At 42.5% G+C, this 24,306-nt stretch carries 23 protein-coding genes and 1 other RNA gene; 4 read left to right on the top strand and 20 right to left on the bottom strand.

All coding sequences use genetic code 11. The features are described from left to right. Positions 1-2: 2 nt before the first annotated feature. The 9 genes from DFO73_RS10020 to DFO73_RS09980 form a co-directional block, all read right to left on the bottom strand. Positions 3-464 carry a MarR family winged helix-turn-helix transcriptional regulator gene (locus tag DFO73_RS10020; protein ID WP_110064646.1) on the bottom strand — a complete coding sequence of 154 codons (462 nt, stop codon included), beginning with the start codon at positions 462-464 and terminating at the stop codon, positions 3-5. A gap of 186 nt (positions 465-650) precedes the next feature. After that, a complete protein-coding gene (gene rbsB, locus DFO73_RS10015; protein WP_110064645.1) occupies positions 651-1,592 on the bottom strand; it encodes a ribose ABC transporter substrate-binding protein RbsB in 942 nt (313 codons plus the stop codon). A gap of 38 nt (positions 1,593-1,630) precedes the next feature. Then, positions 1,631-2,575 (bottom strand): ABC transporter permease subunit, encoded by a 945-nt coding sequence (locus DFO73_RS10010; RefSeq protein ID WP_110064644.1) that lies wholly within the window; start codon positions 2,573-2,575, stop codon positions 1,631-1,633. Further along, positions 2,572-4,074: a sugar ABC transporter ATP-binding protein gene (locus DFO73_RS10005; protein ID WP_110064643.1), complete on the bottom strand. Its 1,503-nt coding sequence runs from the start codon at positions 4,072-4,074 to the stop codon at positions 2,572-2,574. Before DFO73_RS10005 ends, DFO73_RS10010 begins: the two co-directional genes overlap by 4 nt. After that, positions 4,074-4,463 carry a D-ribose pyranase gene (gene rbsD, locus DFO73_RS10000; protein WP_110064642.1) on the bottom strand — a complete coding sequence of 130 codons (390 nt, stop codon included), beginning with the start codon at positions 4,461-4,463 and terminating at the stop codon, positions 4,074-4,076. Before rbsD ends, DFO73_RS10005 begins: the two co-directional genes overlap by 1 nt. Before the next feature lie 26 nt (positions 4,464-4,489). Beyond that, a complete protein-coding gene (rbsK, locus tag DFO73_RS09995) occupies positions 4,490-5,362 on the bottom strand; it encodes a ribokinase (protein WP_110064641.1) in 873 nt (290 codons plus the stop codon). A 27-nt stretch (positions 5,363-5,389) separates the two neighbouring features. Next, the gene (locus tag DFO73_RS09990) at positions 5,390-6,367 is read right to left on the bottom strand and encodes a LacI family DNA-binding transcriptional regulator (protein ID WP_110064640.1); all 978 of its coding nucleotides are present in this window, start codon (positions 6,365-6,367) and stop codon (positions 5,390-5,392) included. 264 nt (positions 6,368-6,631) lie between these two features. After that, positions 6,632-7,267 (bottom strand): DUF4352 domain-containing protein, encoded by a 636-nt coding sequence (locus DFO73_RS09985; RefSeq protein ID WP_110064639.1) that lies wholly within the window; start codon positions 7,265-7,267, stop codon positions 6,632-6,634. 64 nt (positions 7,268-7,331) lie between these two features. Then, positions 7,332-8,708, bottom strand: coding sequence for an alkaline phosphatase (locus DFO73_RS09980; protein WP_110064638.1), 1,377 nt, complete (start codon positions 8,706-8,708; stop codon positions 7,332-7,334). Between the two features lie 182 nt (positions 8,709-8,890). Here DFO73_RS09980 and DFO73_RS09975 point away from each other — a divergent pair, with 182 nt between their 5' ends. Beyond that, entirely contained in the window at positions 8,891-9,430 is a 540-nt protein-coding gene (locus DFO73_RS09975) for a flavodoxin family protein (protein WP_110064637.1), read from the top strand. Between the two features lie 99 nt (positions 9,431-9,529). After that, positions 9,530-10,465, top strand: a complete 936-nt coding sequence (locus DFO73_RS09970; protein ID WP_110064636.1) for an NADP-dependent oxidoreductase — start codon at positions 9,530-9,532, stop codon at positions 10,463-10,465. A 113-nt stretch (positions 10,466-10,578) separates the two neighbouring features. Here the strand turns inward: DFO73_RS09970 and DFO73_RS09965 are convergent, their stop codons facing one another. Continuing rightward, positions 10,579-10,914 carry a hypothetical protein gene (locus tag DFO73_RS09965; protein ID WP_258309365.1) on the bottom strand — a complete coding sequence of 112 codons (336 nt, stop codon included), beginning with the start codon at positions 10,912-10,914 and terminating at the stop codon, positions 10,579-10,581. Positions 10,915-11,063: 149 nt separating this feature from the next. On the opposite strand from DFO73_RS09965, the gene DFO73_RS29255 reads away from it, so the two are divergent. Then, entirely contained in the window at positions 11,064-11,291 is a 228-nt protein-coding gene (locus DFO73_RS29255; protein WP_258309364.1) for an LAGLIDADG family homing endonuclease, read from the top strand. Between the two features lie 508 nt (positions 11,292-11,799). Here the strand turns inward: DFO73_RS29255 and ssrA are convergent. The 5 genes from ssrA to secG all read right to left on the bottom strand — a co-directional run bounded on the left by ssrA (position 11,800) and on the right by secG (position 16,620). Continuing rightward, positions 11,800-12,136: a transfer-messenger RNA gene (gene ssrA, locus DFO73_RS09955) on the bottom strand. Between the two features lie 151 nt (positions 12,137-12,287). Next, positions 12,288-12,755 (bottom strand): SsrA-binding protein SmpB, encoded by a 468-nt coding sequence (gene smpB / locus DFO73_RS09950; protein WP_110064635.1) that lies wholly within the window; start codon positions 12,753-12,755, stop codon positions 12,288-12,290. A 288-nt stretch (positions 12,756-13,043) separates the two neighbouring features. Beyond that, positions 13,044-15,368: a ribonuclease R gene (gene rnr, locus DFO73_RS09945; protein WP_110064634.1), complete on the bottom strand. Its 2,325-nt coding sequence runs from the start codon at positions 15,366-15,368 to the stop codon at positions 13,044-13,046. 37 nt (positions 15,369-15,405) lie between these two features. Then, complete coding sequence (locus DFO73_RS09940; RefSeq protein WP_110064633.1) at positions 15,406-16,152, bottom strand: alpha/beta hydrolase; 747 nt, start codon at positions 16,150-16,152, stop codon at positions 15,406-15,408. Positions 16,153-16,386: 234 nt separating this feature from the next. Continuing rightward, the gene (secG, locus tag DFO73_RS09935) at positions 16,387-16,620 is read right to left on the bottom strand and encodes a preprotein translocase subunit SecG (protein ID WP_110064632.1); all 234 of its coding nucleotides are present in this window, start codon (positions 16,618-16,620) and stop codon (positions 16,387-16,389) included. Between the two features lie 154 nt (positions 16,621-16,774). Here secG and DFO73_RS09930 point away from each other — a divergent pair, with 154 nt between their 5' ends. Then, the gene (locus DFO73_RS09930) at positions 16,775-17,755 is read left to right on the top strand and encodes a nuclease-related domain-containing protein (protein ID WP_110064631.1); all 981 of its coding nucleotides are present in this window, start codon (positions 16,775-16,777) and stop codon (positions 17,753-17,755) included. Positions 17,756-17,962: 207 nt separating this feature from the next. Here the strand turns inward: DFO73_RS09930 and eno are convergent, their stop codons facing one another. From eno to gap, 5 genes are all read right to left on the bottom strand, one after another. After that, positions 17,963-19,258 carry a phosphopyruvate hydratase gene (gene eno, locus DFO73_RS09925; protein WP_110064630.1) on the bottom strand — a complete coding sequence of 432 codons (1,296 nt, stop codon included), beginning with the start codon at positions 19,256-19,258 and terminating at the stop codon, positions 17,963-17,965. A gap of 65 nt (positions 19,259-19,323) precedes the next feature. Then, positions 19,324-20,859: a 2,3-bisphosphoglycerate-independent phosphoglycerate mutase gene (gene gpmI, locus DFO73_RS09920; protein ID WP_110064629.1), complete on the bottom strand. Its 1,536-nt coding sequence runs from the start codon at positions 20,857-20,859 to the stop codon at positions 19,324-19,326. After that, a complete protein-coding gene (gene tpiA, locus DFO73_RS09915) occupies positions 20,852-21,613 on the bottom strand; it encodes a triose-phosphate isomerase (RefSeq protein ID WP_110064628.1) in 762 nt (253 codons plus the stop codon). The genes gpmI and tpiA overlap by 8 nt, the downstream gene beginning before the upstream one ends. A gap of 79 nt (positions 21,614-21,692) precedes the next feature. Next, a complete protein-coding gene (locus DFO73_RS09910) occupies positions 21,693-22,877 on the bottom strand; it encodes a phosphoglycerate kinase (protein WP_110064627.1) in 1,185 nt (394 codons plus the stop codon). Between the two features lie 402 nt (positions 22,878-23,279). Beyond that, positions 23,280-24,287, bottom strand: coding sequence for a type I glyceraldehyde-3-phosphate dehydrogenase (gap, locus tag DFO73_RS09905; RefSeq protein WP_110064626.1), 1,008 nt, complete (start codon positions 24,285-24,287; stop codon positions 23,280-23,282). Between the last annotated feature and the right edge of the window lie 19 nt (positions 24,288-24,306).

Here is a 24,306-nt window from a genome sequence, read left to right as displayed (position 1 = left end):
CTTTATTCCCCCGCTTTATCATCTTTGCTTTCTAAAAGGACTTGGTTCAGTTTTTCAAAGGTTTCAATAAACTTCTGAATTTCAGCCTGATCAAATCTTGTTATCAGAGATTCTACAAGCTTATGGATCTTTTCCTCTGTTTTGGCATATAGCTCATTGCCTTTTTCGGTAAGAGTCAGATAAACAACCCTGCGGTCATTTTCATCGCGCGTCCGCTGGATCAGCCCCTTCTCCCACATCCGCGTAATCATCGCGGTAATTGCACTCTTTTTCACATCAAACACTTCCGCAAGCTCGGACGAAGTACAAGAACCCACCTGATTTATGTACCTCAGCGTATAATGCTGATCATTGGTAAGGTCACTGCCAATCTGCTCCTTCACAAGCGACGCTGCCTTTTTCTCCACAGAAAAAGAAACCGCTATATACCGGTCCACCAGCTCTTTAATATTCGGCACACTCACTTATATATTCACCTCACACTTAAATTATTCTATTATTTAACTGTTCAATCATTTAACTATTAACTCTGTTAACTTTAATGGATGGATGGGGGGATTGTCAATGAAATTACACCAGGAAGAATAATAAATTATTTTAAAAAAACATCAAAAAACCCTTCCAACTAGGAAGGGTCCACTCATTAACCTTTACTTTTTAATCAACTCAAGTTCTACCGGGATAAATTCCTCTAGTTCTTCACCAGCAAGAACTTTAGAAGCTGCATCAATAGCTTGCTCTCCCATTAAGTCAGGCTTTTGAGCTACTGTAGCAGCCATTTTTCCGTCTTCTACTGCTTTTACTGCATCGTCCGTAGCATCAAAGCCAACAACGATCACGTCATCCATGCCAGCTGCAGCTAATGCTTGCACAGCCCCAAGAGCCATTTCATCATTATGGGCAAAAACAGCTCCAAAGTCACTTGTGCTTTGGATGATATTTTCCATAACTGTCAGTCCTTCTGCACGGTCAAAGTTTGCTGATTGTTTTGCAGCAACTTCAAAGCCTTCAGCTGCTGCGACTGCATCGTTAAAACCTTGGCCTCTTTCACGGGCAGCAGATGAACCAGGTATTCCTTCAAGTTCTACTATTTTACCAGAGTCACCAAGCTGTTCAATGATGAATTCACCGGCCATCTTTCCGCCTGCTGCGTTATCTGAAGCAATATGTGTAACAACTTCGCCGCCTTCAGCGCTGCGGTCAACCGTAATGACAGGGATACCTGCATTGTTTGCTGATTCAATTGCTGATGCAATAGCTGCAGAATCTGCCGGGTTTACTAAAAGAATATCTACACCTTGCTGAATTAAGTCTTCAATATCACTTACTTGTTTTGCAGGATCATTTTGTGCATCTACAGTCGTGATTTCAAAACCAAGTTCCTTTGCTTTGGCCTCAGCCCCATCACGTAAGGTAACAAAGAAAGGATTGTTTAAAGTCGAGATTGATAATCCAATTTTCTGTATACCTTCATTTTCTCCGCTATTTTGATCTGATGATTTCTCTGTGCTGCCTCCGCCCTGTTCTAAAGAACATGCACTTACAACCATAGCGACAATTGCCACGATAAAAAACTGAAATAATTTTTTCACTCTAAAGACCCCCTTGAATTTTTTTCATTAATTTATTATTAAGCAGCTTTTTTCCGATCCAGCAGAACTGCCAGAAGAATAACGCCGCCTTTTACCACTTGCTGATAGAAAGATGAAACATTTAATAGGTTTAGGCCATTATTTAAAACGCCAATGATTAATGCGCCGATTAATGTACCGAATATCCATCCCCTGCCGCCAGACAGGCTAGTTCCTCCTAATACAACAGCTGCAATGGCATCCAGTTCATAACTCATCCCCGCAGTTGGCTGGGCTGAATTCAAACGTGAAGTTAGGGTAATCCCAGCTAATGCAGAAAGGAAACCTGTAATGGAGTAGACTCCTATTTTTAAGCGATCTACTTTAAGCCCGGATAGCCTTGAGGCTTCTTCATTTCCGCCAATTGCATAAACTCCGCGGCCAAATGTTGTTTTTCTTAAAATGAAGAATAATACAAAGTAAGCAATTAACATCGTTACGACTGGAAAAGGAACTCCAAGGAAATAGCCCTTACCCAGCATCTGAAAGCTAACAGCATCTGATAATCCAGTGATAGGACGGCCATCCGTATACACAAGTGTAAAACCCCTGAATATTGTCATCGTTGCGAGTGTGGCAATAAAAGGTGCAACTTTACCTTTTGTAATAATTAAGCCATTTGCCAGCCCCATAACTGCACCTGCAAGCAGGCCAACGATAACGGCAAGAACCGGATCCATGCCGCTTGCCAGCATACCGGCAGTTAAAGCTGATGCTAAGGCCAGTATTGATCCCACAGAAAGGTCAATTCCTCCAGTTAAAATGACAAAGGTCATCCCAAATGCGATTAAAGCATTAATTGATACCTGCCTAAGGACATTAAATATATTATCGGCAGTCAAAAAATTGGGACTCATGATCGTTAAAATGATCGTTATTAAGATTAGGCCAAGTACGGGGCCAAGCTTTTGCAGAGACCCCAGGCTTTTTGTCAGTTGACTCATGATTTCACCCCTCCAGTTGCAGCTTCCATAATTTTTTCCTGGTTAGCATCTTTCTTATCGATAATGGCAGTGAGTTTCCCCTCATGAATCACCATTACCCTGTCAGACATCCCAAGGATTTCGGGTAGTTCTGATGAAACCATAATGATGGAAAACCCCTTTTCAGTCAGCTCGTTCATGATTGAATATATTTCTTTTTTTGCCCCTACATCTACGCCCCTGGTCGGTTCATCAAGAATTAGAAGTTTGGGTTCAGTACCAAGCCATTTGCCGAAGACCACTTTTTGCTGGTTTCCCCCGCTTAGAGATTTAACCTCTTGTTCAGGTCCTGACGTCTTAATACGCAGTTTCTGAATCATTTCTTCAGTCCACTGTTTTTCTTTTTGCTTTAGCATAACAGTTGATTTTGATAATTTTTTCAAATTCGGTATTGCCAGGTTTTCACGGACGGTTAAGCTAAGAACCAGCCCTTCATCTTTCCGGTCTTCAGTAATAAATCCGATTCCTGACTCTATGGCATGATGTGGTTTTCGGATATTTAATTCTTTGCCGTCCATATAAATCCGGCCGCTTGTCTTTTTCCGTGCTCCAAAGATCGTTTCCATGATTTCAGTTCTGCCTGCTCCCATTAAGCCGGCAACACCAAGGATTTCGCCTTTTCTAACATTGAATGAGATATTATTGAAATAGCCCTCAAGACTCAAATCTTTAACAACGAAACGATCTTCGCCTATTTCAGCAGTTCGCTCCGGAAACCGCTCCCCCAACTCCCGGCCAACCATCATTTTTACAATTTCCTCGAAATCAGTTTGAGATGTTACCTTCGTTCCGATTGACTGGCCATCTCTTAAAACAGTAATTCGATCGCACATTCTAAAAATCTCTTCCATACGGTGAGAGATATAGATGATGGCTACACCATCTTTTCTTAACTGGTTCATAACTGTGAATAAGGTTTCGATTTCCCGATCGGTCAGCGCAGCGGTTGGTTCATCCATAATGAGCACTTCCGTATCTGCAGCGATAGCCCTTGCAATCTCAATCATCTGCTGCTGCCCTACTGATAAATCTCCCGCTTCCTTCTGAGAGTCAATGTCTATCCCAAGACGGTTTAGGTACTCTCTCGTTTTCTCATTCATTTCTTTCGTTTTTAAAATTCCGAAGGGCTGCCTTCTCAGTTCCTTTCCAAGGAACATGTTCTCTGCAACAGTTAAGTAAGGAATTATATTGAGTTCCTGGTGAATAACAGCGATCCCGGCTTTTTCTGCTTCTTTAGGAGAATTGTATTCTACTAGTTTTCCTTTGTAATGAATTTCCCCAGAATTGCTTTTATGGATTCCGGTTAATATTTTCATTAAGGTTGATTTGCCGGCCCCGTTTTCACCCATCAAAGCATGAATCTCACCTGGAACCAAATCGAAATCAACACCCTTTAAAACTTGGACATTGAAAAAAGATTTATGGATACCGTTCATTTCAACAATTGGAGTTTTGTTCATTAGAAAATCACTCCTGAATGCAGGATTATATTCGCATAGGGAGTTGCCTCTCCTGTACGAATAACCGCTTTCGCTTTGCGGGTCAATTTCTTAAATCCTTCATGGGACACATATTCTTTTTCTGTGAACTTATTTTTAAGAACATCTTCCAATTCAGAATTAAAATCCTGTATTTCTTCTGCCAAGGTGACCTTCTCAATTTCCATATCTGCCTCTAAAGCTTCGAGAACCTCGAGAAATGATGGTGAACCTTGTTTTAAAGCCAGGTCAATCCGTTTTACATCTTCGGGGATTGGAAGGCCGCAATCTGCAATAACAATGGTATCTGTATGTCCCATTTCACTTAGTACCTTGGAGATTTCACTGTTCAATATTCCGTTCTTTTTCATTTTTGCTGCACCTCCATTCTATTATTTTAGAATCTATTAACTTCTTCCCGGCTAGGCATTCCTGATTGAGCTCCCAGCTTTGTGACAGATAATGCAGATGATTTCACTGCAAACTCACATGCACTCTTGAGGTCATTTCCTTCTGAAAGAGCGACAGCGAGTGCACCATTAAATGTATCGCCAGCGCCGGTTGTATCAACCGCTTCCACCTTTAATGCAGGGATTGAAACTTCCCTTTCTCTATCATATAGCAGAACCCCCTGGGCACCTTTGGTTATAACAAGCTTTTCTTTAAGAGAAATAAGCAAGTCAGAATCATCTTTATACAATGTAAATAACTGCTCTGCTTCGTATTGATTTGGAGTTAAGTACGTTATCATTTCAAACCAATGTTTTGGTATGTGTTCGAACGGAGCAGGATTCAAAATGACCTGGACTCCGCCTTTATGTGCGATTTCAAGAGCCTTTTCAACACTCTCTAACGGAATTTCAAATTGAAGCAAAAGCCAGTCGCTTTTTAAAATTTCATCTTTGTACTCCTCTACTACATCGGGAGTCACTTGAAGATTTGCTCCTGGAACCACGATAATTTTATTGTCGCCTTCATACACTGTAATGCTGGCAATACCTGTTTTCTGGTGTGTAACCGGTTTCACATTTTCCGTGCTGATCCCCAAGTTACGTAAATGGATTAAGTATTCTTTTCCAAACAGATCATCACCTACCCGCCCAATCATCTGGACATCAGCGCCAAGCTTGGCGGCTGCTACTGCTTGATTGGCTCCCTTGCCCCCAGGGATGGTAGAAAATTGTTTTCCTAACACAGTTTCTCCCAGTGAAGGATCTTTGCTGGTTACAGTGACAAGGTCCATATTAATACTTCCTAATACGGTAATCATTCTTATATCACCCTCTTTATAAAATGCTTATCTTAGTTTGGTCGATTCCCTAATAACCAACTCTGCATCATAAACGACGTGGACGTCATCAAGCCTCTTCCCATCAATAAGCTCCAGCAGCATGGTAGCTGCTCTTTTTCCCATTTCATAAATGGGCTGAGCCATTGTAGTGATTTCAGGTGATACTGTTTCAGTCCATTCAATTCCATCAAACCCTATGACAGAAAGATCCTCTGGCACCTTTAAATTAAGTCTTCTAGCAGCTTTAAGCGCCCCAACTGCCATTACATCATTGCCGGCAAAAACTCCATCAATATCCGGATTTTGTTTAAGCAGCTCCAAGAAGGCTCTCTCGGAATCTTTTAAATGGTATTCTCCCTCGCACATAATCAACGGCAAATTCTGCTCTTTCATTTCTTCTTCATAGGCTTTCTGCCTCAAAATGGAGTTCTTAATATATTTCGGCCCTTTAATATGGGCAATTCTTTTACAGCCATTTTCAAGCAAATAACGGACTGCCTTGCGTGCTTCGTTATAATTGTCGACTGTTACCGATGGAATGCTGTTATGGAAAAAACGGTCCAGTGCAATGATTGGCAAATTTAGCTGTTCAACATGCTCAAGCTCTAGCGTATTGGAAACAATGATGGCTCCATCAATATGATTTTCCTGCATTTTTTCAAGATACATTAATTCTTTTTTTAGATCCTCATCGCTATTGCAGAGAAAAGTAGTATATTCCGCTTTATTTGTTACGTCCTCCACCGCTCTTACCAGCTGCGGAAAATACGGGTTCGTAATATCCGGAACAATGAATCCGATCATTTTGGATTTCTTTTTAAACAGGCTTCTCGCTACGTTATTCGGGCGATATTGCAGTGTTTTAACCGCTTTCTCAACCTTCGCTCTTGTGTCCTCATGGACGTACCCCTGGTTGTTAATCACTCTTGAAACAGTAGCAACGGATACTTGCGCCTCTTTTGCTACATCTTTAATAGTTACCATATAGGTTCTCTCCAGTCTCACAGTCAAGTAACCATTGTTCTGAGTGTAACCGGTTACATATCTTGATAAAAACAAAACCAATTACTCATGTAACCGGTTACACATTGTTTTTAATTTAAAACCAGCTACGGTGTAACCGGTTACATATATATTAATATGAATATTTATATCTGTCAACTAGGCCTTCTATAAATTTATAAATGAATTAACGCTCATATATTGGTTATCCAAAAGAAAAAAGACCCCTATCTGGAGTCTCTCCCTTTAAAAATCAATCTTAATATTTTTGGCGTCTTCAATCTTTTTCCTTTCAGTATTGAAGACGTCACTCGTAGTAATTTCAATATTGTTCAAGTCAGATTTTTCTATGATAAAGCCAATGTTGCCGGCTTTGGTTTCGTTAGGTTGAATTTCTTCATTTAGTCCATCAAGGTAAATGTCATTTTCCCAGGTGATTTGCTCTCCTTCGCTTGTTTCCAGGATAGCAACTGGGGCAAAGTTTACTTCTTCATCTGATGTGTTTTTGATTTCTGCAAAGACTTTGACAAAATCGAATTCTTCGTCATGGGTCAGGGTATGAAAATAGTCCACTAAGCTGTAATCTGGTTTTAAATGCATCACTTTGGCTTCTGCAATTTTCATTTCAATTGGACCAATGTTATAGGTTCCATTTACATTTTTAACTTTTTTTAAAGTGATTTCGCCTTTTTCATCGGTATGGGATTGTCCAGTCTTCTCCAGTGGCCGGTCATCGGGAACCTGAGGGTTTGGTGCATAGTTTTTCATTGCTTCATTTTCTGCCGCAGCTTCAGCGCTGACATCTGCAGGCTGTTCCGGTGCGCTTGAGCAGCCCAATAGAACGATTGATATAAGAGCAATCATTGTTATTAGTTTTTTCATGATGATCCCCCTTCATAAGTTGTAAAATTCCCGCTGCTCTACGAAAGCAGCGGGAGAATAAAAATTATTTATCTTCGACCTTTACATCGGTCTTCAATAATTCAAAGATTAATTTGGCCTGGTCAGTATTTTCGATTTGTCCTGCAAAGCGGTCGCTAGAAGGGCCAAATGCGTAAACAGGTACGTCTTCACCAGTATGGCCGCCTGTTGTCCAGCCAGTATGGGAGCGCTTGTTAAAGATTTCTTCAATGGCATTATCAATATCCGTTGCTTTTTTCGTTTCGGCTGCTTTTTTAACAGATTGGATCTCTTCAGATGTTAATTCAAGATCGATATATTGCTTCAATGTATCCTCAACACTTGCACCATTTACAATTTCTTGTGCCATAAAGTCAGGTGTACGCTTAGCCGCTTTAATCGGCTCACCGAACCAATTGTAGATGCCGTCAGAACCGATGGAGTAGCCGCCGGTTGAGTGGTCAGCAGTTGCGACAACAAGGGTATGCTTGTCCTTTTTCGCAAAGTCGATTGCTGCTTTGAATGCTTTTTCAAAGTCTTCCATTTCGCTCATTGCTCCAACGATGTCATTATCGTGCCCAGCCCAGTCTACCTGGCTGCCTTCTACCATTAGGAAGAAACCGTCTTGATCCTTATTCAAACGCTTGATTGCAGATGCAGTCATTTCTTCAAGTGAAGGAATGTCTTCTGTGCGGTCAATCATTTTTGGCAGGCCGCGCTCCGCAAATAAACCAAGAACCTGTTCATTGTTATCCGCTAATAACTGCTCGCGGTCTGTTACATAGCTGAATCCATCTTTTTTAAACTCTTCTGTAAGGTTTCTGTCATTGCGGACAAATAAATCGGTTCCACCGCCAAGAAGAACGTCTACCTTATGGTCGCCATTGATTAGTTCATCATAGTAATCATCAGCAATGGCATTCATATTCTTGCGGCTTTCGTCATGTGCGCCGAATGAAGCTGGAGTCGCATGTGTAATTTCAGAAGTGGCAACAAGGCCTGTCGCTTTTCCTTGTTCTTTCGCCGCTTCCAAAACGGTTATCACTTCAGAGCCATCATTGTCTACTGCAATCGCATTGTTATAAGTTTTAATCCCTGCAGACATCGCTGTTGCCGCGGATGCTGAGTCAGTTACATTTTGTTCCGGGTCCTCCGGGTAAGTCATTTGCTGGCCGACCAGATACTTATCCAGCTCTGTACGCTCCACAAATTTGGTACTAGGGTCGTCTTTCAAATAACGGTATGCAGACGTATAAGATACGCCCATTCCATCACCGATAAGGAAAATAACATTCTTGATCTCTCTATGATCTGCCTTCCCTTGTGCTTCTGTTTGCTGAACTGTTCCGATCAGCCCGCCAAATGCTACGGCAGAAGCAGCCAGGACAGGAAGTGCTTTTTTTGTTAATTTCTTAAATGTCATTCTATTAACCTCCTGTTTTTAACTTACAAATTAGAGTATAGGGAGGGAGTGTTAATGGAATATTAATAGAATGTAAAAATCATATAACCCCTTTGTAAAGATCCGGATCTTTTTTTTTGCTTTCTTAAAACATATTGTGTAAAATCCATAAACAAACTTTAGTTTTAAGGAGAGAATTCTAAATGAAAGTATTGGCTCTGCTCGGCAGTACACGTGAAAACGGCAACTCGGAATATTTAGCAAAAAAGATTACAGAAAATACAGATCATACGCTTGTAAAACTGTCAGACATGCATATCGAACCCATCGTAGATAAGAGGCATGCCAAGGAAGGCTTTTCACCAGTTGAGGATGATTATGAGGAGTTAATACGGCACATGTTGACACATGATGTTTTTGTGTTTGCCACACCTTTATATTGGTATGGCATGAGCGGCCCGATGAAGGACTTCTTTGATCGCTGGTCCCAGTATTTAAGGGATGAGCGCTTTAATCTGAAAGAAGAGCTGGCAAAGAAGAAAGCATATGTCGTGATCACTGGAGGAAGCAGCGCCAAAGTGAAAGGATTGCCGCTTATTCAGCAATTTCAATACATATTCGAGTTTGTGGGGATGGAATTTGCGGACTATATCATAGGAAGCGGAGTAAAGCCGGGAGAGGTAAAGGAAGACACTCTCGCTTTAGCAAAAGCAGAACAATGGAATAAGTTATTTTTAACCTAAATCTAATCTCTTCCCTCCCTTCCCACTGATAGCAAAGCGGATTATCGGGCATCTTAATGTGGTAAAGGACTCAGTACAACGGACAAGGGAGGAGATAAAATGAAAGCCATTATTATTGAACAATATGGAACTGCAGAGGAGTTAAAAGAGCGTGAAGTACCATTGCCTGAAATGAAGGATCATCAGGTGCTGGTTGAAATGCATGCCACTTCAATCAACCCGATTGATTGGAAGCTTCGGGCTGGATATTTAAAAGACATGCTTCCATTCGAGTTCCCGATTATTTTGGGATGGGATGCCGCAGGGGTAATAGCCAAGGTCGGGGATAAGGTGACCTCTTTTAAAAAGGGTGACCGTGTTTTTGCCCGCCCTGATACGACAGCACATGGTACATACGCCGAATATGTTGCTGTGGATGAAAAACTTCTGGCGAAGATGCCTGAGAATGCAAGCTTTGAAGAAGCGGCTTCCATTCCCCTTGCTGGCCTGACAGCATGGCAATGCCTTGTTGATTTTTCCGAGATCCAATCGGGAGATAAAGTGCTTATCCATGCAGGTGCAGGAGGGGTTGGCAGCCTTGCCATTCAAATAGCCAAAAGCTTTGGCGCTCATGTTGCTTCAACTGCCAGCGGAAAAAATGAAGAATTCCTGAATTCGCTTGGCGTTGACCATTTTATTAATTATCGTGAGGAAGATTTTGAACTGGCACTGGATCATTATGATATTGTCGTTGATACAATGGGCGGAGAGATTCAAAAGAAAAGTATGAATGTGTTGAAAAAAGGCGGAAAGCTTGTTTCCATTGTCTCTCCTCCTGATGAAAATCTGGCTAAGGAAAAGGAGGTCAAAGCAGGCTTCCTCTGGCTTGAGCCAAACGGCAAACAGCTTTCCCAGCTGGGCGAAATGATCGAGCAGGGGAAATTAAAGCCGCTTGTCGGCCATACCTTTCCTTTTACCGAACAAGGATTAAAGGAAGCACATGAGCTAAGTGAATCGCATCATGCGAAAGGGAAAATCGCTATAAAAATTAAATAATGCCAAGGACCGTCTAGCCTGACGGTCCCTTTTTTATGAAAAACAACGTCAAAATCCAGCCATATAACAGATGCCCGATCAGCCAGAAGGAAAGGGCCGAAACAGAAGTTAATTCAGGGGTGCGATCTGACAAGGCTGTTGTTGGGAAAAGCAGGACGCCTATTAAGAAGGAGATCAATATCGTCCGGAACACCATTTGCTTTTGTGCCCATTGATATTTTTATGATAGAAAAAAGGGCGGCTGCTACGATGACAGAGATGATTAAATGGAGTAAAAACTCCACAAATTCCGGGAAGCTGTAGTTTTTTAGGATAGGGATATAATCCACGTTGAGGAGTAGTGTATATACTTTTACTCCCGACATAACTTCAATAACCTTTAAGAATAAACCGAGGAATATTCCCGAAACAAAGCCTGAAAGAATTCCTTTGGTGAAGAATTGAACCATATTGATCTCCTTACCTTTTTTATTAAAATAATAACTGAACAACATCCGTATAAATAATATTTTAATTTTAATTAAGATAAAGATTGAGAGTTTATTGAGGATAGATTAAAATTGACTAGAACATATGTTCCAATATTAGGAGTGAGAAAATGAATGACTGGGAGGCATCCTATATAGCAGGAATAATAGATGGTGAAGGAACGATTACTTTAAGCAGACTACATGCCAGTGAGCATCGCCGTCCATGTATAACAATAGCATCCACTGACATAGAACTTTTAATCTATATTCAATCGCTCACCGGCGGAACGCTCATTAATAAAAAGAACTACAAGCCAGGCTTGCACAAAAACTCCTTCTCCTTAAATATTAAGTAAAAAGAAAGTGTTTTTTCCTTACTAAATCGAATTTCCCCTTATTTAAGAGCTGATAAAAAAAGAAATCGAGCGTTGTGGATAATTGAAAACTACGAAAAAGTGACACCCAGAAACGGAAAGTATAATGCGGAGATGTTAAAACAAAAGCTTTTATTCGAGGAAACCTTTTTCAAACTATAAAAAAGACAAATAAAAAACCACCAAATATGTATTTGGTGGAGACGGTGGGACGTGCACTTCCATCCTTTCGCGATGGCACTGACTATATCTTGAACCTGCAGTCAAGCAGGCCCTTCGGCGTATTATGCGAAATATATATTTACCTGGGTTTCAGGCAGGATTCCGCATCCTAGTACTACCACTTTTCTGGCAGCCTATAAGTCGATACACGGCTGTTGGATTGCTCCACATACCGCTCGGCATTGCCTTATCGCTAGTTAGGCGACTTAGGTTTCACCGATAAAGCCGAATTTTCACTTATGTGTTGCCACACAAGGCGACTAATAATTAATCGAACCCACGTCCAGAAATATCGGCACTTAAGCTTCTACGAGTGTAGTCGATATATTCGCGTTTCGCTGGTCCTTATGCCTATCGACGGGCGTCCGGCCAGCTAGTCTGGTTGTTCTCTTCCTTCATCCTCAGACGGTGGAATCCGGCGTAGCCCACTAAGAGTGAGTCCGCTACCCTACCACATGGGCGATGGAGGGGCGAACCGCTAAAGGCCTATTAGGCAGCTAAAGCGAAGTTGTTTTGTTGTTTGCCAGTTATAGGCTTTGACGTTTTAACGAGGCCGATCCCCTCGACTCGCAACCTAAGCTCGAACTATCCCTGTCGAATCCGTAGCGTCCCCATATAATAGGTCTGCGCCGAATCTCATTCAGCACGCTGACGTTCGGAAAAGCTCGAAATAGATGAGCTAAAGATTGTGTCACTCGCTGTGACAATTACTATTATAACACATTGAGCTTGTTTTTCAATTGTAAGGTTCTGGATTTACATTTTCTGCCTTTCACGGAAAGCACGTTCCACTTCCCGCTTGGCTTCTTTCTTCTTCAGATCCTCACGTTTGTCATATTTCTTTTTACCCTTTGCAAGGCCTAATAAAACTTTTGCATAGCCGTTTTTCAGATACATTTTTAATGGTACAAGCGAATAGCCAATTTCTTTTGAATCCCCGATAAGCTTATTGATTTCTTTTCTGTGAAGAAGCAGCTTTCTTGTCCTGAGAGGATCATGGTTATAGCGATTCCCCTGCTCATATGGGCTGACATGCATGCCGAATAGATAGATTTCATTATTTTGAATCCTTGCATATGAATCCTTTAGGTTAACCTTGCCGGCGCGGATCGATTTAATCTCTGTTCCCTGAAGAACAATGCCCGCTTCGTAAGTTTCTTCTATTGAATAGTCATGATATGCTTTTTTATTTTGCGCAACCATTTTGCCAGTACCTTTTGGCATGATGAATCCCCCTTTGCTCCTCTTTCCTGTCTGAAAAAGTTATCTTTATATTAGGCTCTGTTTAAACTTGGGTGTTGATTTCCACTACAGGCATTCGCTTTCCGTTCCAATCAACACAGTGCTAAATCAATCATTAACACAGCCTTATATTAAAATTGACGGCAGGAAAAGTGCAGCATCCGCTCATTAACGGTCCTTCTATTATAGCAAATTTCACGGATCCTCTCAATGAAGAACCCTGCCGGGAAGGGAAAGGAGAGCCCTTTAAAAAGGCCCTCCATTTTCGCTTTACCGCTTCTTTTTCTTCCGCTTTGCTTTTGGTGCATTTTCGTAATGCTTTTTCTCTTTTTTCTTTCTAGGTGCGCCTGAACTGTTTCCTCTGCCTTGATCAGACTTTCCTTTGCGCGGCTTTTTCTCGGTGCTGCCTGTTTTGAAAACCTTCGGCGCATCTCTTGGTTCCCTTCTGCGGGTTCCCTTCATGCCGACGATTTCAAAATCAATGGAGCGTTCGTCTTTGTTAACATTGACCACACGGACGGTGATTTCGTCTCCAATCCGGAATACATTGCCTGTGCGCTCGCCAATCATGGCCATCTGCCGCTCGTCATAGCGGTAATAGTCATCTGTCATGTAGCTGACATGAATCAGGCCTTCAATTGTATTTGGAAGCTCGACAAACATTCCAAAGTTCGTTACGGAGCTGATAATGCCGTCGTATTCCTGGCCAATTTTATCAGCCATATACTCTGCTTTCTTCAGCTCATCCGTTTCACGCTCAGCTTCAACCGCACGCCGCTCCATATTGGATGAATGCTCAGCAATATCCGGAAGCGAAACGTTCCATTTCTCCCTGGTCGCCTGATCCAGCTTTCCTTCAATTAAATACGTGCGGATTAAACGATGGACAATTAAATCCGGATAACGGCGAATTGGCGATGTGAAGTGTGTGTAAAACTCTGTTGATAACCCGAAGTGTCCCAGGCTCTCTTCATAATATTTCGCCTGCTGCATGGAACGCAGCATAACCGTTGATATAACCATTTCTTCCGGCTTGCCCTGGACTTCTTCAATGATTTCCTGCAGGGCGCGCGGGTGAACAGAATTGGCTGTTCCCTTTACGATATAGCCGAAGTTTGTGATAAACTCGAAAAATCTTCTTAGCTTATCTTCTTTCGGATCTTCATGGATACGGTAAATGAACGGCACGTCCATCCAGTGAAAATGCTCAGCAACCGTTTCATTCGCCGCCAGCATGAACTCTTCAATCAGGCGTTCTGCGATCGAACGTTCCCGGGTGGCAACATCTGTCGGATTGCCTTCTTCATCTACAATCACTTTTGCTTCTTTGAAGTCAAAATCAATGGCTCCGCGATGCATTCTCTTTTTACGTAAAATAAGAGAAAGCTCCTTCATCAGCTGGAACATTGGTACAAGAGATTGGTACTTGTTAATAAGTTCTTCATCTTGGTCTTCCAGGATCTTATTCACATCTGAATAAGTCATTCGCTCAGTTGTTTTAATCACACTCTGGAAAATCTCATGATTCACAGCCTCCCCATCCGGTGTAATTTCCATCTCACAGGAGAGAGTGAGGCGGTCCACTTTCGGGTTCAGGGAGCAAATGCCGTTTGACAGGCGGTGCGGAATCATCGGGATAACCCGGTCTACTAAATACACACTTGTTGCCCGGTCTTCGGCTTCCCGGTCAATCGGCGAATCTTCACGGACATAATACGTAACATCGGCAATATGGACGCCTAGCTTGTAATTTCCGTTATCAAGCTTTTTAACCATAACGGCATCGTCAAGGTCCTTCGCATCGGCACCGTCAATGGTTACAATGACTTCATTTCTTAAGTCACGGCGGTTTTCAAGCTCACTTGGATCAATCGTATCCGGCGTCTCTTCAGCCTGCTTAAGTACTTCTTCCGGAAACTCCAGCGGCAGGCCATGTTTGTGGATAACAGACAGAATATCCACACCCGGATCATTTTTATGCCCAAGGATGTCGATAACTTCTCCTTCAGCACTTTTGCGACCTTCCGGATAAGTCGTCAATTTTACAACCACTTTATGCCCTTCCACAGCACCTTTTGATGCCGCTTTCGGGATAAAAATGTCGCTGGCAAACTTTTTATCATCCGGAATGACGAAGCCAAAATGTTTGCTTTCCGTATACGTTCCGACAATTTGTGTAACACCGCGCTCCAGGATGCGGACAATTGTACCTTCCCTCCGCTGCCCTGAGCTTTCTGATGTAACCCGAGCAAGGACTGTATCGCCGTTCAGGGCATTATTTGTTTCATTCGGCGGGATAAAAATATCGTCCATCCCCGGCTCTTCCGGGATCACAAAGGCGAATCCCTTTGCATGTCCAGAAAGTCTGCCGCGGATGAGATTCATTTTTTCCGGCAAGCCGTAGCGGTTGCTTCGGGTTCTGACCACAAGCCCTTTCTCTTCCATTACAACAAGCGCTTTGACGAAATCCTTGAATCCGGTTGAATCCTCGATTCCGAATGCAGCTTCAAGCTCCTGCACCGTCAAAGGCTTATAAGCCTCATCCTTCATATAATGAAGCAGCTTATCGATCAGCTGTTGAATATTATTTTCCATTTCATCATCCCTCCTTAAGGAGATTTTGTCTTTTCTTTTATTCTTCCCAATCCAGCTTTTCTAGAAACTGATAAACATCTTCTTCAAGCTGATTACGTTCTTTATCAAGCGTAATGACATGGCCGGACTCCTCATACCACTTCAGCTGTTTTAAATCATTTTCGACTTCATTAAAAATGATATTGGCGCTGTCCGTGTTGATCATATGGTCATGACGCGCCTGAACGACAAACGTCGGCGAATAGATCATATCCACATGACTGCGTACATCCGCGATCAGTTCCTGGAGGGCTTTTAACGTTTTCATTGGCGTTTTTTGGAACTCGGCCATTTCCTGCTCGATTTGATCTTCTAACTTTCCTTCCATTCTCTTATATTCTCTTGCATAGCTCAGAATCCCTTCATACATGACCTCTTCGCTCTTTATGTACATGGGTGCGCACATCGGAATGATACCCTTTATAGGTACAGTGTAACCCAATTTAAGGGAAAATACGCCACCAAGGGAAAGACCTGCAACGGCAATCTCTCTATGACCTCTGTTTTTTAAAAACTCATAGCCTTCCAAGACATCTTTCCACCAGTCTTCCGGTCCTGTGTGCACAAGCTCCTCCGGCGGAACGCCATGACCTTTATATAGCGGCGCATGGCAGGTGTAGCCCTTTGTTTCAAGGAACCTTCCCATCATTCTTACGTCAGCAGTATTACCTGTAAAACCGTGCAGCAGCAGGACTGCCCTTTTTCCATTTCCAAACGTAAACGGCTTTGGCGCTACAATCTTCATATAATAAAACTCCTTTTACCTATATAATTCCTATAATTTTCATAATCAAACGTTTGATTGAAACTGCATTCCTTATTTTTAGCAAACAAAGAAGCAACATGCCAATAAAAAGCTTTGTATGTAAAATAAAACTGGTTTTGCAAAGATAGCCGCGATAAGAGGGCATATAACAGCCTTGGTCTGAGCCAAAAAATAAAAAGCCTGACCTAATGACAGGCCAGGCGCTGTGTTCATCTATACTGCGAAAAAAGATACTAAAACCGTAAGGATAAAGAACAAAACAGATAGAATAATTGTAGCACGGTGTAGAATCAAATCAAGGCCGCGTGCTTTTTGTTTTCCAAAAAGCTGTTCAGCTCCCCCGGAAATTGCACCGGAAAGACCTGCACTTTTACCAGACTGAAGGAGTACAACTACGATAAGTGCAATCGATACAATCACTAAAAGAGTAATAAATAATGTATGCATGAAGCCACCTCCTGAAAACGTACAATCACATTATTCTTAATTTAACACATTTTGGTGGTATAAACAATAAGATTTTGGCGGGCCTGTTTTAATAGAAGGACTTTTATAGTAATGAAGAGAAATTAGAAAAGAATACACGAAAGGATTGATGCATTTGTTAGTAAAAAGGCGTAAATCTACTGATTTTATCCAAAGTATAGATGCACTGCTGAGAAGGCTGCCAGGCAACCATCCAAAAAGGGCATTAATTGAGAATGATTTGGCGAAACGAAAGGCTGGCTACCGTGGAGAAAAAGCGGTAGATTATTTTATAAACAGTTTAACTGAGTTCACTGTTATTCATGATATTCGGCTTTACAATGGAACGGAATTCTTTCAAATTGATACGCTTCTCCTCTCTCCCAGCTTCATCCTCATTCTCGAAATTAAAAATATTTCGGGCACCATCTTTTTTGATCCTACCTTTAATCAGCTTATCCAAACCAAGCAGGATATGGAAAAAGGATTCCTTGATCCACTTATGCAAGCCAGAAGGCAGCAAAAGGAACTTACTAAATGGCTCTTTGATATGAAGGTGAAAATACCAATTGAGTACCTGATCGTCATCAGTAATCCTTCTACCGTAATTAAAGCTTCTTCTTATCATAAAAATGCACTGGCTAGAGTACTGCATGCCAATCAATTACTAGAAAGGATAGATAAACTGAAAGTAAAATATCCCGAAGAGAAATTAACAGTTAAAGAAATTAGGAAAGTAAGCAAGATGATTATAAAAAAACATAGCCCGCCGAATTACAATATTTTAAAATACTATAATCTACAAGAGAAAGACATTATTACGGGCATTCAGTGTCACTCATGCAGCAAATTTTCTGTGGAAAGGGTACGCGGCACCTGGAAATGTTTCGCATGCAATATTGTTGATAAAGAAGCTCATATAAAAGCCCTCCAAGATTACTTCTATTTGATTGATTCTTCTATTACCAATCACCAATTCCGGAGTTTTACCTACTTATCTTCCTCCAATATTGCAAAAAAGCTGCTGACAGGGCTGAAACTTCCCCATTCAGGAGAGAAAAAGAGCAGAATGTATCATATCCCTTTGAACTTTTTTGAAAAGTACAGGTCTAAATAATTTTATCGGCCAAATTAATAATTTATCGGCCAAATTGGGATGTTTATCGGCCAAAATTACACTTTTAACGGCCAAGCTGACCCATTTAACGGCCAAGGACAGAATTGAAGCAGTCGCCTCCTACTCACCGATCAGGAATTTGAACATCTACCGGCCAAACTTACAAAAAAGCAGCCGCCCCATCCGGGACGGCTGCTCCAAGCAAGATTACTTGCTCAAGTTATAGAAAGATTTTAATCCATCGTATACAGCTAAATCGCCAAGCTCGTCTTCGATGCGAAGAAGCTGGTTGTATTTAGCGATACGGTCTGTACGGGACATGGAACCAGTTTTGATTTGGCCAGCATTTGTTGCAACTGCAATGTCAGCGATTGTAGCATCTTCAGTTTCACCAGAACGGTGAGATACAACAGCTGTGTAGCCAGCGCGCTTCGCCATTTCGATTGCTTCAAAGGTTTCAGTTAATGTACCGATTTGGTTTACTTTGATTAGAATTGAGTTGCCTACGCCCTGCTCGATTCCTTGAGCAAGCTTCTTCGTGTTTGTAACGAATAGGTCGTCACCAACTAGCTGAACTTTGCCGCCGATGCGCTCAGTTAATAGCTTGTGGCCTTCCCAGTCGTTTTCGTCAAGACCATCTTCAATTGAGATGATTGGGAACTCGTTAACAAGCTCTTCGTAGAAGTTAACCATATCTTCAGAAGTTAAGCCTGTACGGCCTTCACCTGCAAGATCGTACTTACCGGTTTCTTTGTTGTAGAACTCAGAAGAAGCAACGTCCATTGCAAGGTAGATGTCTTTACCAGCTTCGTAGCCAGCGTTTGAGATTGCTTCGATAATTACTTCTAGTGCTTCACGGTTTGAACCAAGGTTTGGAGCGAATCCGCCTTCGTCACCTACAGCTGTGTTCAAGCCTTTGCCAGATAAAACTTTTTTCAATGAATGGAATACTTCAGCACCCATGCGGATTGCTTCTTTGAAAGTAGGAGCTCCAACAGGCATGATCATGAATTCCTGGAAGTCTACGTTGTTGTCAGCATGAGATCCGCCGTTAATGATGTTCATCATTGGTGTTGGAAGCTGCTTCGCGTTGAAGCCTCCAAGGTAACGGTATAAAGGAAGTCCTACAGATTCAGCAGCTGCATGTGCACAAGCCATAGATACGCCAAGGATTGCGTTCGCACCTAGCTTTCCTTTGTTTTCAGTTCCGTCTAATTCGATCATCGTGCGGTCGATGCCAACCTGGTCTGTTACATCCAAGCCGATTACAGCATCAGCAATTAGGTTATTAACATTGTCTACTGCTTTTTGAACACCTTTTCCAAGGTAACGGGACTTGTCGCCGTCACGAAGTTCTACCGCTTCATATTCACCAGTAGATGCACCAGATGGAACCATTGCGCGGCCGAAAAAGCCTGATTCTGTTAAAACTTCAACCTCAACTGTTGGGTTACCGCGGGAATCTAATACTTCACGAGCATAAACATGTTGAATAAATGGCATATCAATTCTCTCCTTTTATATAAAAAAATGGTTTTCGACAAAATTCGGGTGGTACCTGGTACCGATTATTTTTTCAATAGAGTTGTTCCAGTCATTTCAACCGGCTTTTCTAGTCCAAGCAGGTCGAGCACGGTTGGGGCGAGGTCTCCTAAAATTCCGTCTGTGCGGAGTTCTGCGCCGTCTTGTGTGACGATGACCGGTACTGGGTTTGTAGTATGGGCGGTCATAGGGCTGCCTTCCAAAGTAACAACTTCATCGGCATTTCCGTGGTCGGCTGTAATAATAGCCTTTCCGCCTTTTTCAATAAGCAAGTCGACAATTTTGCCTAAGCACTCGTCAACTGTTTCTATCGCTTTGATAGTTGGCTCAAGCATACCTGAATGGCCGACCATGTCCGGGTTGGCAAAGTTAAGGATGATCGCATCGAATTTATCCGCTTCTATTTCCTTCAGCAACGCGTCCGTTACTTCATAAGCACTCATTTCAGGCTTAAGATCATAGGTAGCTACCTTCGGTGAATCGATCAGAATTCGCTCTTCGCCAGGGAATTTCTCTTCACGTCCGCCGCTCATAAAGAACGTAACATGAGGATACTTTTCTGTTTCCGCAATGCGGAGCTGAGTTTTATTATTTTGCGCTAAAATCTCACCTAAAGTGTTATCCAGGTTTGTCGGTTTAAACGCAACATATCCATCTACCGTTTCACTGAAGTGAGTCAAGCAAACGAAGAACAAGCTGTCAGGATGCCCTGGCCCTCTATCAAATGAACGGAAGTCTTTATTCGTAAAAGTGTTCGAAATCTGAATGGCCCGGTCCGGACGGAAGTTATAGAAAATAACTGCGTCATTGTTTTTGATCGTTGCAACCGGTGCGCCATCTTCTTTTGTAATAACAGATGGGATAACGAACTCATCGAAGATTCCATTTTTATAGTTATCTTCAACTAGATCCAAGGGATCGCTATATGCAGGTCCATCACCATATACCATGGAACGGTATGACTTCTCAACACGCTCCCAGCGCTTATCGCGGTCCATGGAATAATAGCGTCCGGAGATGGTCGCAAATTCGCCGACTCCGTATTCCTTCATTTTTTCCTGTGCTTCCTTTATGAAGCCTTCAGCCGTTTTCGGGCCAACATCACGTCCATCCAAAAAGCCATGGACATAGACATTCTTTACACCTTCTTCAGCTGCCATGCGAAGCAAAGCATATAAGTGATGAATATGGCTATGAACACCCCCATCTGATAGAAGTCCCATCAAATGAAGATCTGTACCATTCTTTTTCACATGGTCAATTGCGGAAAGGAAGGTTTCATTTTTCTCGAACTGCCCTTCGCGGATGGCCACGTTCACTCTTGTTAAGCTTTGATAAACGATCCGGCCTGCGCCGATGTTTAGGTGGCCTACTTCAGAGTTTCCCATTTGCCCTTCAGGAAGCCCTACCGCTTCGCCGCTCGCTGTTAAGGTTGCATTCGGGTAGGTGTTCCAATAACGTTCGAAGTTCGGCTTCTTTGCCTGGGCAACGGCATTACCCATCCGTTCGCCCCGCAATGCGAAACCGTCTAAGATGATTAATGCAACTGGAGATTTACTCATTCTTGCCTGCCTCCAATAATTGAAGGAAGTCTTTAGGCTCAAGGCTTGCTCCGCCTACAAGAGCGCCATCAATATCAGGCTGGCCCATATATTCTTTGATGTTTGCAGGCTTTACGCTGCCGCCGTACTGAATGCGGACTGCATCTGCAGCATCCTGTGAAAATTGTTTCGCAACAACAGAGCGGATATGAGAGCAGACTTCGTTCGCATCTTCAGATGTAGAAGATTTGCCTGTTCCGATCGCCCAAATTGGCTCATAAGCAATAACAGTTTGCTTCACCTGCTCTTCAGTTAAGCCGTTAAGTGCTTTTTCAACCTGAGAGCCAACAAGCTCCTTTGTTTCGCCATTTTCACGCTGTTCAAGCGATTCGCCGACACATACGATTGGAGTTAAGTTATATTTGAAAGCAGCCAAAGTCTTTTTGTTTACTGCCTCATCTGTTTCATTGAACATTTCGCGGCGCTCCGAATGGCCGAGAATAACATATTTAACACCAAGATCTTCAAGTGCAGCCGGGCTAATTTCACCTGTAAAAGCACCGCTTTCCTCGAAGTGCATGTTCTGCGCGCCAATTTCAACATTATAATTCTTCGCGCTTTCAACCAGGCGCTCTAAGAATAGTGCAGGCGCACATACGACAGTATCAACCTGCTCTTTCCCCGGTACTAAGCCATTGATTTCTTCAAGAAAGACTTTCGCTTCCGGAAGTGTTTTATGCATTTTCCAGTTTCCTGCGATAATTGGTTTACGCATGTTGCACATCCTTTCCTGCTCTTATTATTGTGAATTGCCAGGGCTGAAGACAACGCATCTTCGCCCCCAGCAATAAAAATTATTTATCATTTAAAGCTACAACACCAGGAAGAGCTTTCCCTTCCATAAACTCAAGGGAAGCGCCGCCGCCTGTAGAGATATGGCTCATCCGGTCAGCAAGGTGGAATTTTTCAACTGCTGCTGCAGAGTCGCCGCCGCCGATGACTGAATATGTATCGTTTGCTTCTGCTAAAGCTTCAGCCACAGCTCTTGTTCCGTTCGCGAATTTCTTCAATTCGAATACACCCATTGGCCCGTTCCAGATAACCAGCTTGGAATTCTGGATGACATCGCTGTAAATTTCAGCTGTTTTAGGTCCGATATCAAGTGCTTCCCAATCAGCCGGAATCTCTTCAATCGCAACTGTCTTAATATTGGCTTCCTCAGAAAAATCGTCTGCAACAATCGCATCTACAGGCATGTAGAAGTTCACGCCTTTTTCTTCTGCTTTTTGCATAAATGTTTTGGCTAAGTCGATTTTATCTTCTTCCAATAGTGATTTTCCTATTTCATGGCCTTTTGCTTTTACAAATGTATAAGCCAGTCCGCCGCCAATGATCAGGTTGTCGACCTTTTCAAGAAGGTTTTCGATTACGCCGATCTTATCTTTAACCTTTGCACCGCCGATAATGGCTGTAAATGGACGCTCCGGATTTGAAAGAGCTTTGCCAAGTACATCAAGTTCTTTTTCCATTAATAGTCCTGATACAGCAGGCAGATGGTGTGCAATTCCTTCAGTGGAAGCATGGGCACGGTGTGCAGCTCCGAATGCATCGTTCACATAAACGTCTGCCAATTCGGCAAAAGCCTTGGCTAGTTCAGAATCATTCTTCTCTTCACCAGGATAGAAACGTACGTTTTCAAGAAGAAGGACATCTCCTTCACCAAGCGTTTCTATCATTGCTTTTACAGAATCGCCGTAAGCTTCATCCGCTTTTTTCACTTCTTTGCCAAGAAGCTCGGACAAACGCTTGGCCACAGGTGTTAAACGCAGCTCTTCAACAACTGAACCTTTTGGACGTCCCAAATGGCTCGCTAAAATAACTTTAGCGCCTTGGTTAGTCAAATACTCAATCGTTGGAATAGCAGCTCGGATACGAGTTTCGTCTGTTACCTCGCCATCCTTCATCGGTACGTTGAAATCAACGCGGCAAAAAACTCGCTTACCTTTTAACTCCACATCTTTTACGCTTTTTTTGTTCATAGCAAAAGGACCTCCTTATCAGAAAAGCGCAGAGCGCCCGCTTATCGGCGACAAGCTTAAGACAAGCGCTGGCGAAGGCGTTCTTTGCCTTCAGAAGCGATTGGCTTAAGACCTCGAGCCGATGGCGCTCGGAGCTAGACATCTATCTAAGCAGAAATACATCACTTAATAGAACGCAGCGCCTTGACCATTGCGGAATCGCAAAGCAGTTTTCTAACTAATATTTTTACTTTTTGCTTTAAAACAAAAGGGAGAGGGAATGTTTCCCTGCTCCCCTTTTACCCTTATCCATTATAGACGTTCGCGATTTTAATATCCAACAAGATGAGCATTTTTATTGAGAAAAATTTATCTTGTGAACTCTTCGCAAAAAGAATCTTTTTGGTAAAGAAATTTTATTAATTAAAGTCCTTTTTGAGCGATATAGTCAACGAGGTCAACTACACGGTTTGAGTAACCAGTTTCGTTGTCATACCAAGAGATAACTTTTACCATGTTGCCTTCCATAACCATTGTAGAAAGAGCATCGATTGTTGAAGATGCAGGATTTCCGTTGTAGTCGCCAGAAACTAGTGGCTCTTCACTGTATGCAAGGATGCCTTTTAGGTCGCCTTCAGCAGCTGCTCTAAGAGCGCTGTTTACTTCTTCAGCAGTTACGTCTTTATCAAGCTCAGCAACAAGGTCAACAAGAGAAACGTTTGGAGTTGGGACACGCATAGCTCCACCGTTCAATTTGCCTTTTAGTTCAGGCAATACTAGAGATACTGCTTTTGCAGCTCCAGTAGTTGTTGGGATAATGTTTTCTGCTGCTGCACGTGCACGGCGGTAGTCTTTGTGCGGCAAGTCAAGGATTTGCTGATCATTTGTATATGAGTGAACAGTTGTCATCATACCGCGCTTGATTCCAAAGTTGTCGTTCAATACTTTGGCAAATGGAGCCAAACAGTTTGTCGTACAAGAAGCGTTAGAAATTACATGGTGGTTTGCAGCATCATATTTCTCATGGTTAACACCCATAACAACTGTGATATCTTCGTCAGATGCAGGAGCTGAGATGATAACTTTTTTCGCACCAGCTTCAAGGTGTTTCGCAGCGTCAGCACGCTTTGTGAAACGGCCAGTAGATTCTACTACTACTTCTACGCCAAGATCTCCCCAGCCTAATTGAGCAGGATCGCGCTCAGCAAGAACTTTTACTTTATGGCCGCCAACTACCAGGTAGTCGCCGTCTACTGTCACTTCTTCATTTAATGTTCCGTGTACGGAATCATATTTTAAAAGGTGTGCAAGCATGTTTGCATCTGTAAGGTCGTTTACTGCTACAACCTCTACATTAGGGTTTTTAAGAGCTGCACGGAAAACAACACGCCCGATTCTTCCAAATCCGTTAATACCAACTTTAACTGCCATTATTATTTCCTCCTTAAAA

The sequence above is a fragment of the Cytobacillus oceanisediminis genome (genome assembly GCF_003182355.1).
GTDB lineage: Bacteria > Bacillota > Bacilli > Bacillales > Cytobacillaceae > Cytobacillus > Cytobacillus oceanisediminis_A.
Note: the sequence above shows the minus strand (reverse complement) of the source record. Positions and strands in the feature narration are given on the sequence as shown.

Coding starts and splice junctions, on each gene's coding strand:
- rbsD (WP_110064642.1), bottom strand. CDS start 4,463: ATGAAAAAGAACGGAATATTGAACAGTGAAATCTCCAAGGTACTAAGT.
- smpB (WP_110064635.1), bottom strand. CDS start 12,755: ATGCCAAAAGGTACTGGCAAAATGGTTGCGCAAAATAAAAAAGCATAT.
- DFO73_RS09965 (WP_258309365.1), bottom strand. CDS start 10,914: ATGGTTCAATTCTTCACCAAAGGAATTCTTTCAGGCTTTGTTTCGGGA.
- rbsK (WP_110064641.1), bottom strand. CDS start 5,362: ATGATTACCGTATTAGGAAGTATTAATATGGACCTTGTCACTGTAACC.
- gpmI (WP_110064629.1), bottom strand. CDS start 20,859: ATGAGTAAATCTCCAGTTGCATTAATCATCTTAGACGGTTTCGCATTG.
- DFO73_RS09940 (WP_110064633.1), bottom strand. CDS start 16,152: ATGAAGATTGTAGCGCCAAAGCCGTTTACGTTTGGAAATGGAAAAAGG.
- DFO73_RS09910 (WP_110064627.1), bottom strand. CDS start 22,877: ATGAACAAAAAAAGCGTAAAAGATGTGGAGTTAAAAGGTAAGCGAGTT.
- rnr (WP_110064634.1), bottom strand. CDS start 15,368: ATGGAAAATAATATTCAACAGCTGATCGATAAGCTGCTTCATTATATG.
- DFO73_RS09980 (WP_110064638.1), bottom strand. CDS start 8,708: ATGACATTTAAGAAATTAACAAAAAAAGCACTTCCTGTCCTGGCTGCT.
- tpiA (WP_110064628.1), bottom strand. CDS start 21,613: ATGCGTAAACCAATTATCGCAGGAAACTGGAAAATGCATAAAACACTT.
- DFO73_RS29255 (WP_258309364.1), top strand. CDS start 11,064: ATGAATGACTGGGAGGCATCCTATATAGCAGGAATAATAGATGGTGAA.
- DFO73_RS10010 (WP_110064644.1), bottom strand. CDS start 2,575: ATGAGTCAACTGACAAAAAGCCTGGGGTCTCTGCAAAAGCTTGGCCCC.
- DFO73_RS09985 (WP_110064639.1), bottom strand. CDS start 7,267: ATGAAAAAACTAATAACAATGATTGCTCTTATATCAATCGTTCTATTG.
- DFO73_RS09990 (WP_110064640.1), bottom strand. CDS start 6,367: ATGGTAACTATTAAAGATGTAGCAAAAGAGGCGCAAGTATCCGTTGCT.
- secG (WP_110064632.1), bottom strand. CDS start 16,620: ATGCATACATTATTTATTACTCTTTTAGTGATTGTATCGATTGCACTT.
- DFO73_RS10005 (WP_110064643.1), bottom strand. CDS start 4,074: ATGAACAAAACTCCAATTGTTGAAATGAACGGTATCCATAAATCTTTT.
- gap (WP_110064626.1), bottom strand. CDS start 24,287: ATGGCAGTTAAAGTTGGTATTAACGGATTTGGAAGAATCGGGCGTGTT.
- eno (WP_110064630.1), bottom strand. CDS start 19,258: ATGCCATTTATTCAACATGTTTATGCTCGTGAAGTATTAGATTCCCGC.
- DFO73_RS09970 (WP_110064636.1), top strand. CDS start 9,530: ATGAAAGCCATTATTATTGAACAATATGGAACTGCAGAGGAGTTAAAA.
- DFO73_RS09975 (WP_110064637.1), top strand. CDS start 8,891: ATGAAAGTATTGGCTCTGCTCGGCAGTACACGTGAAAACGGCAACTCG.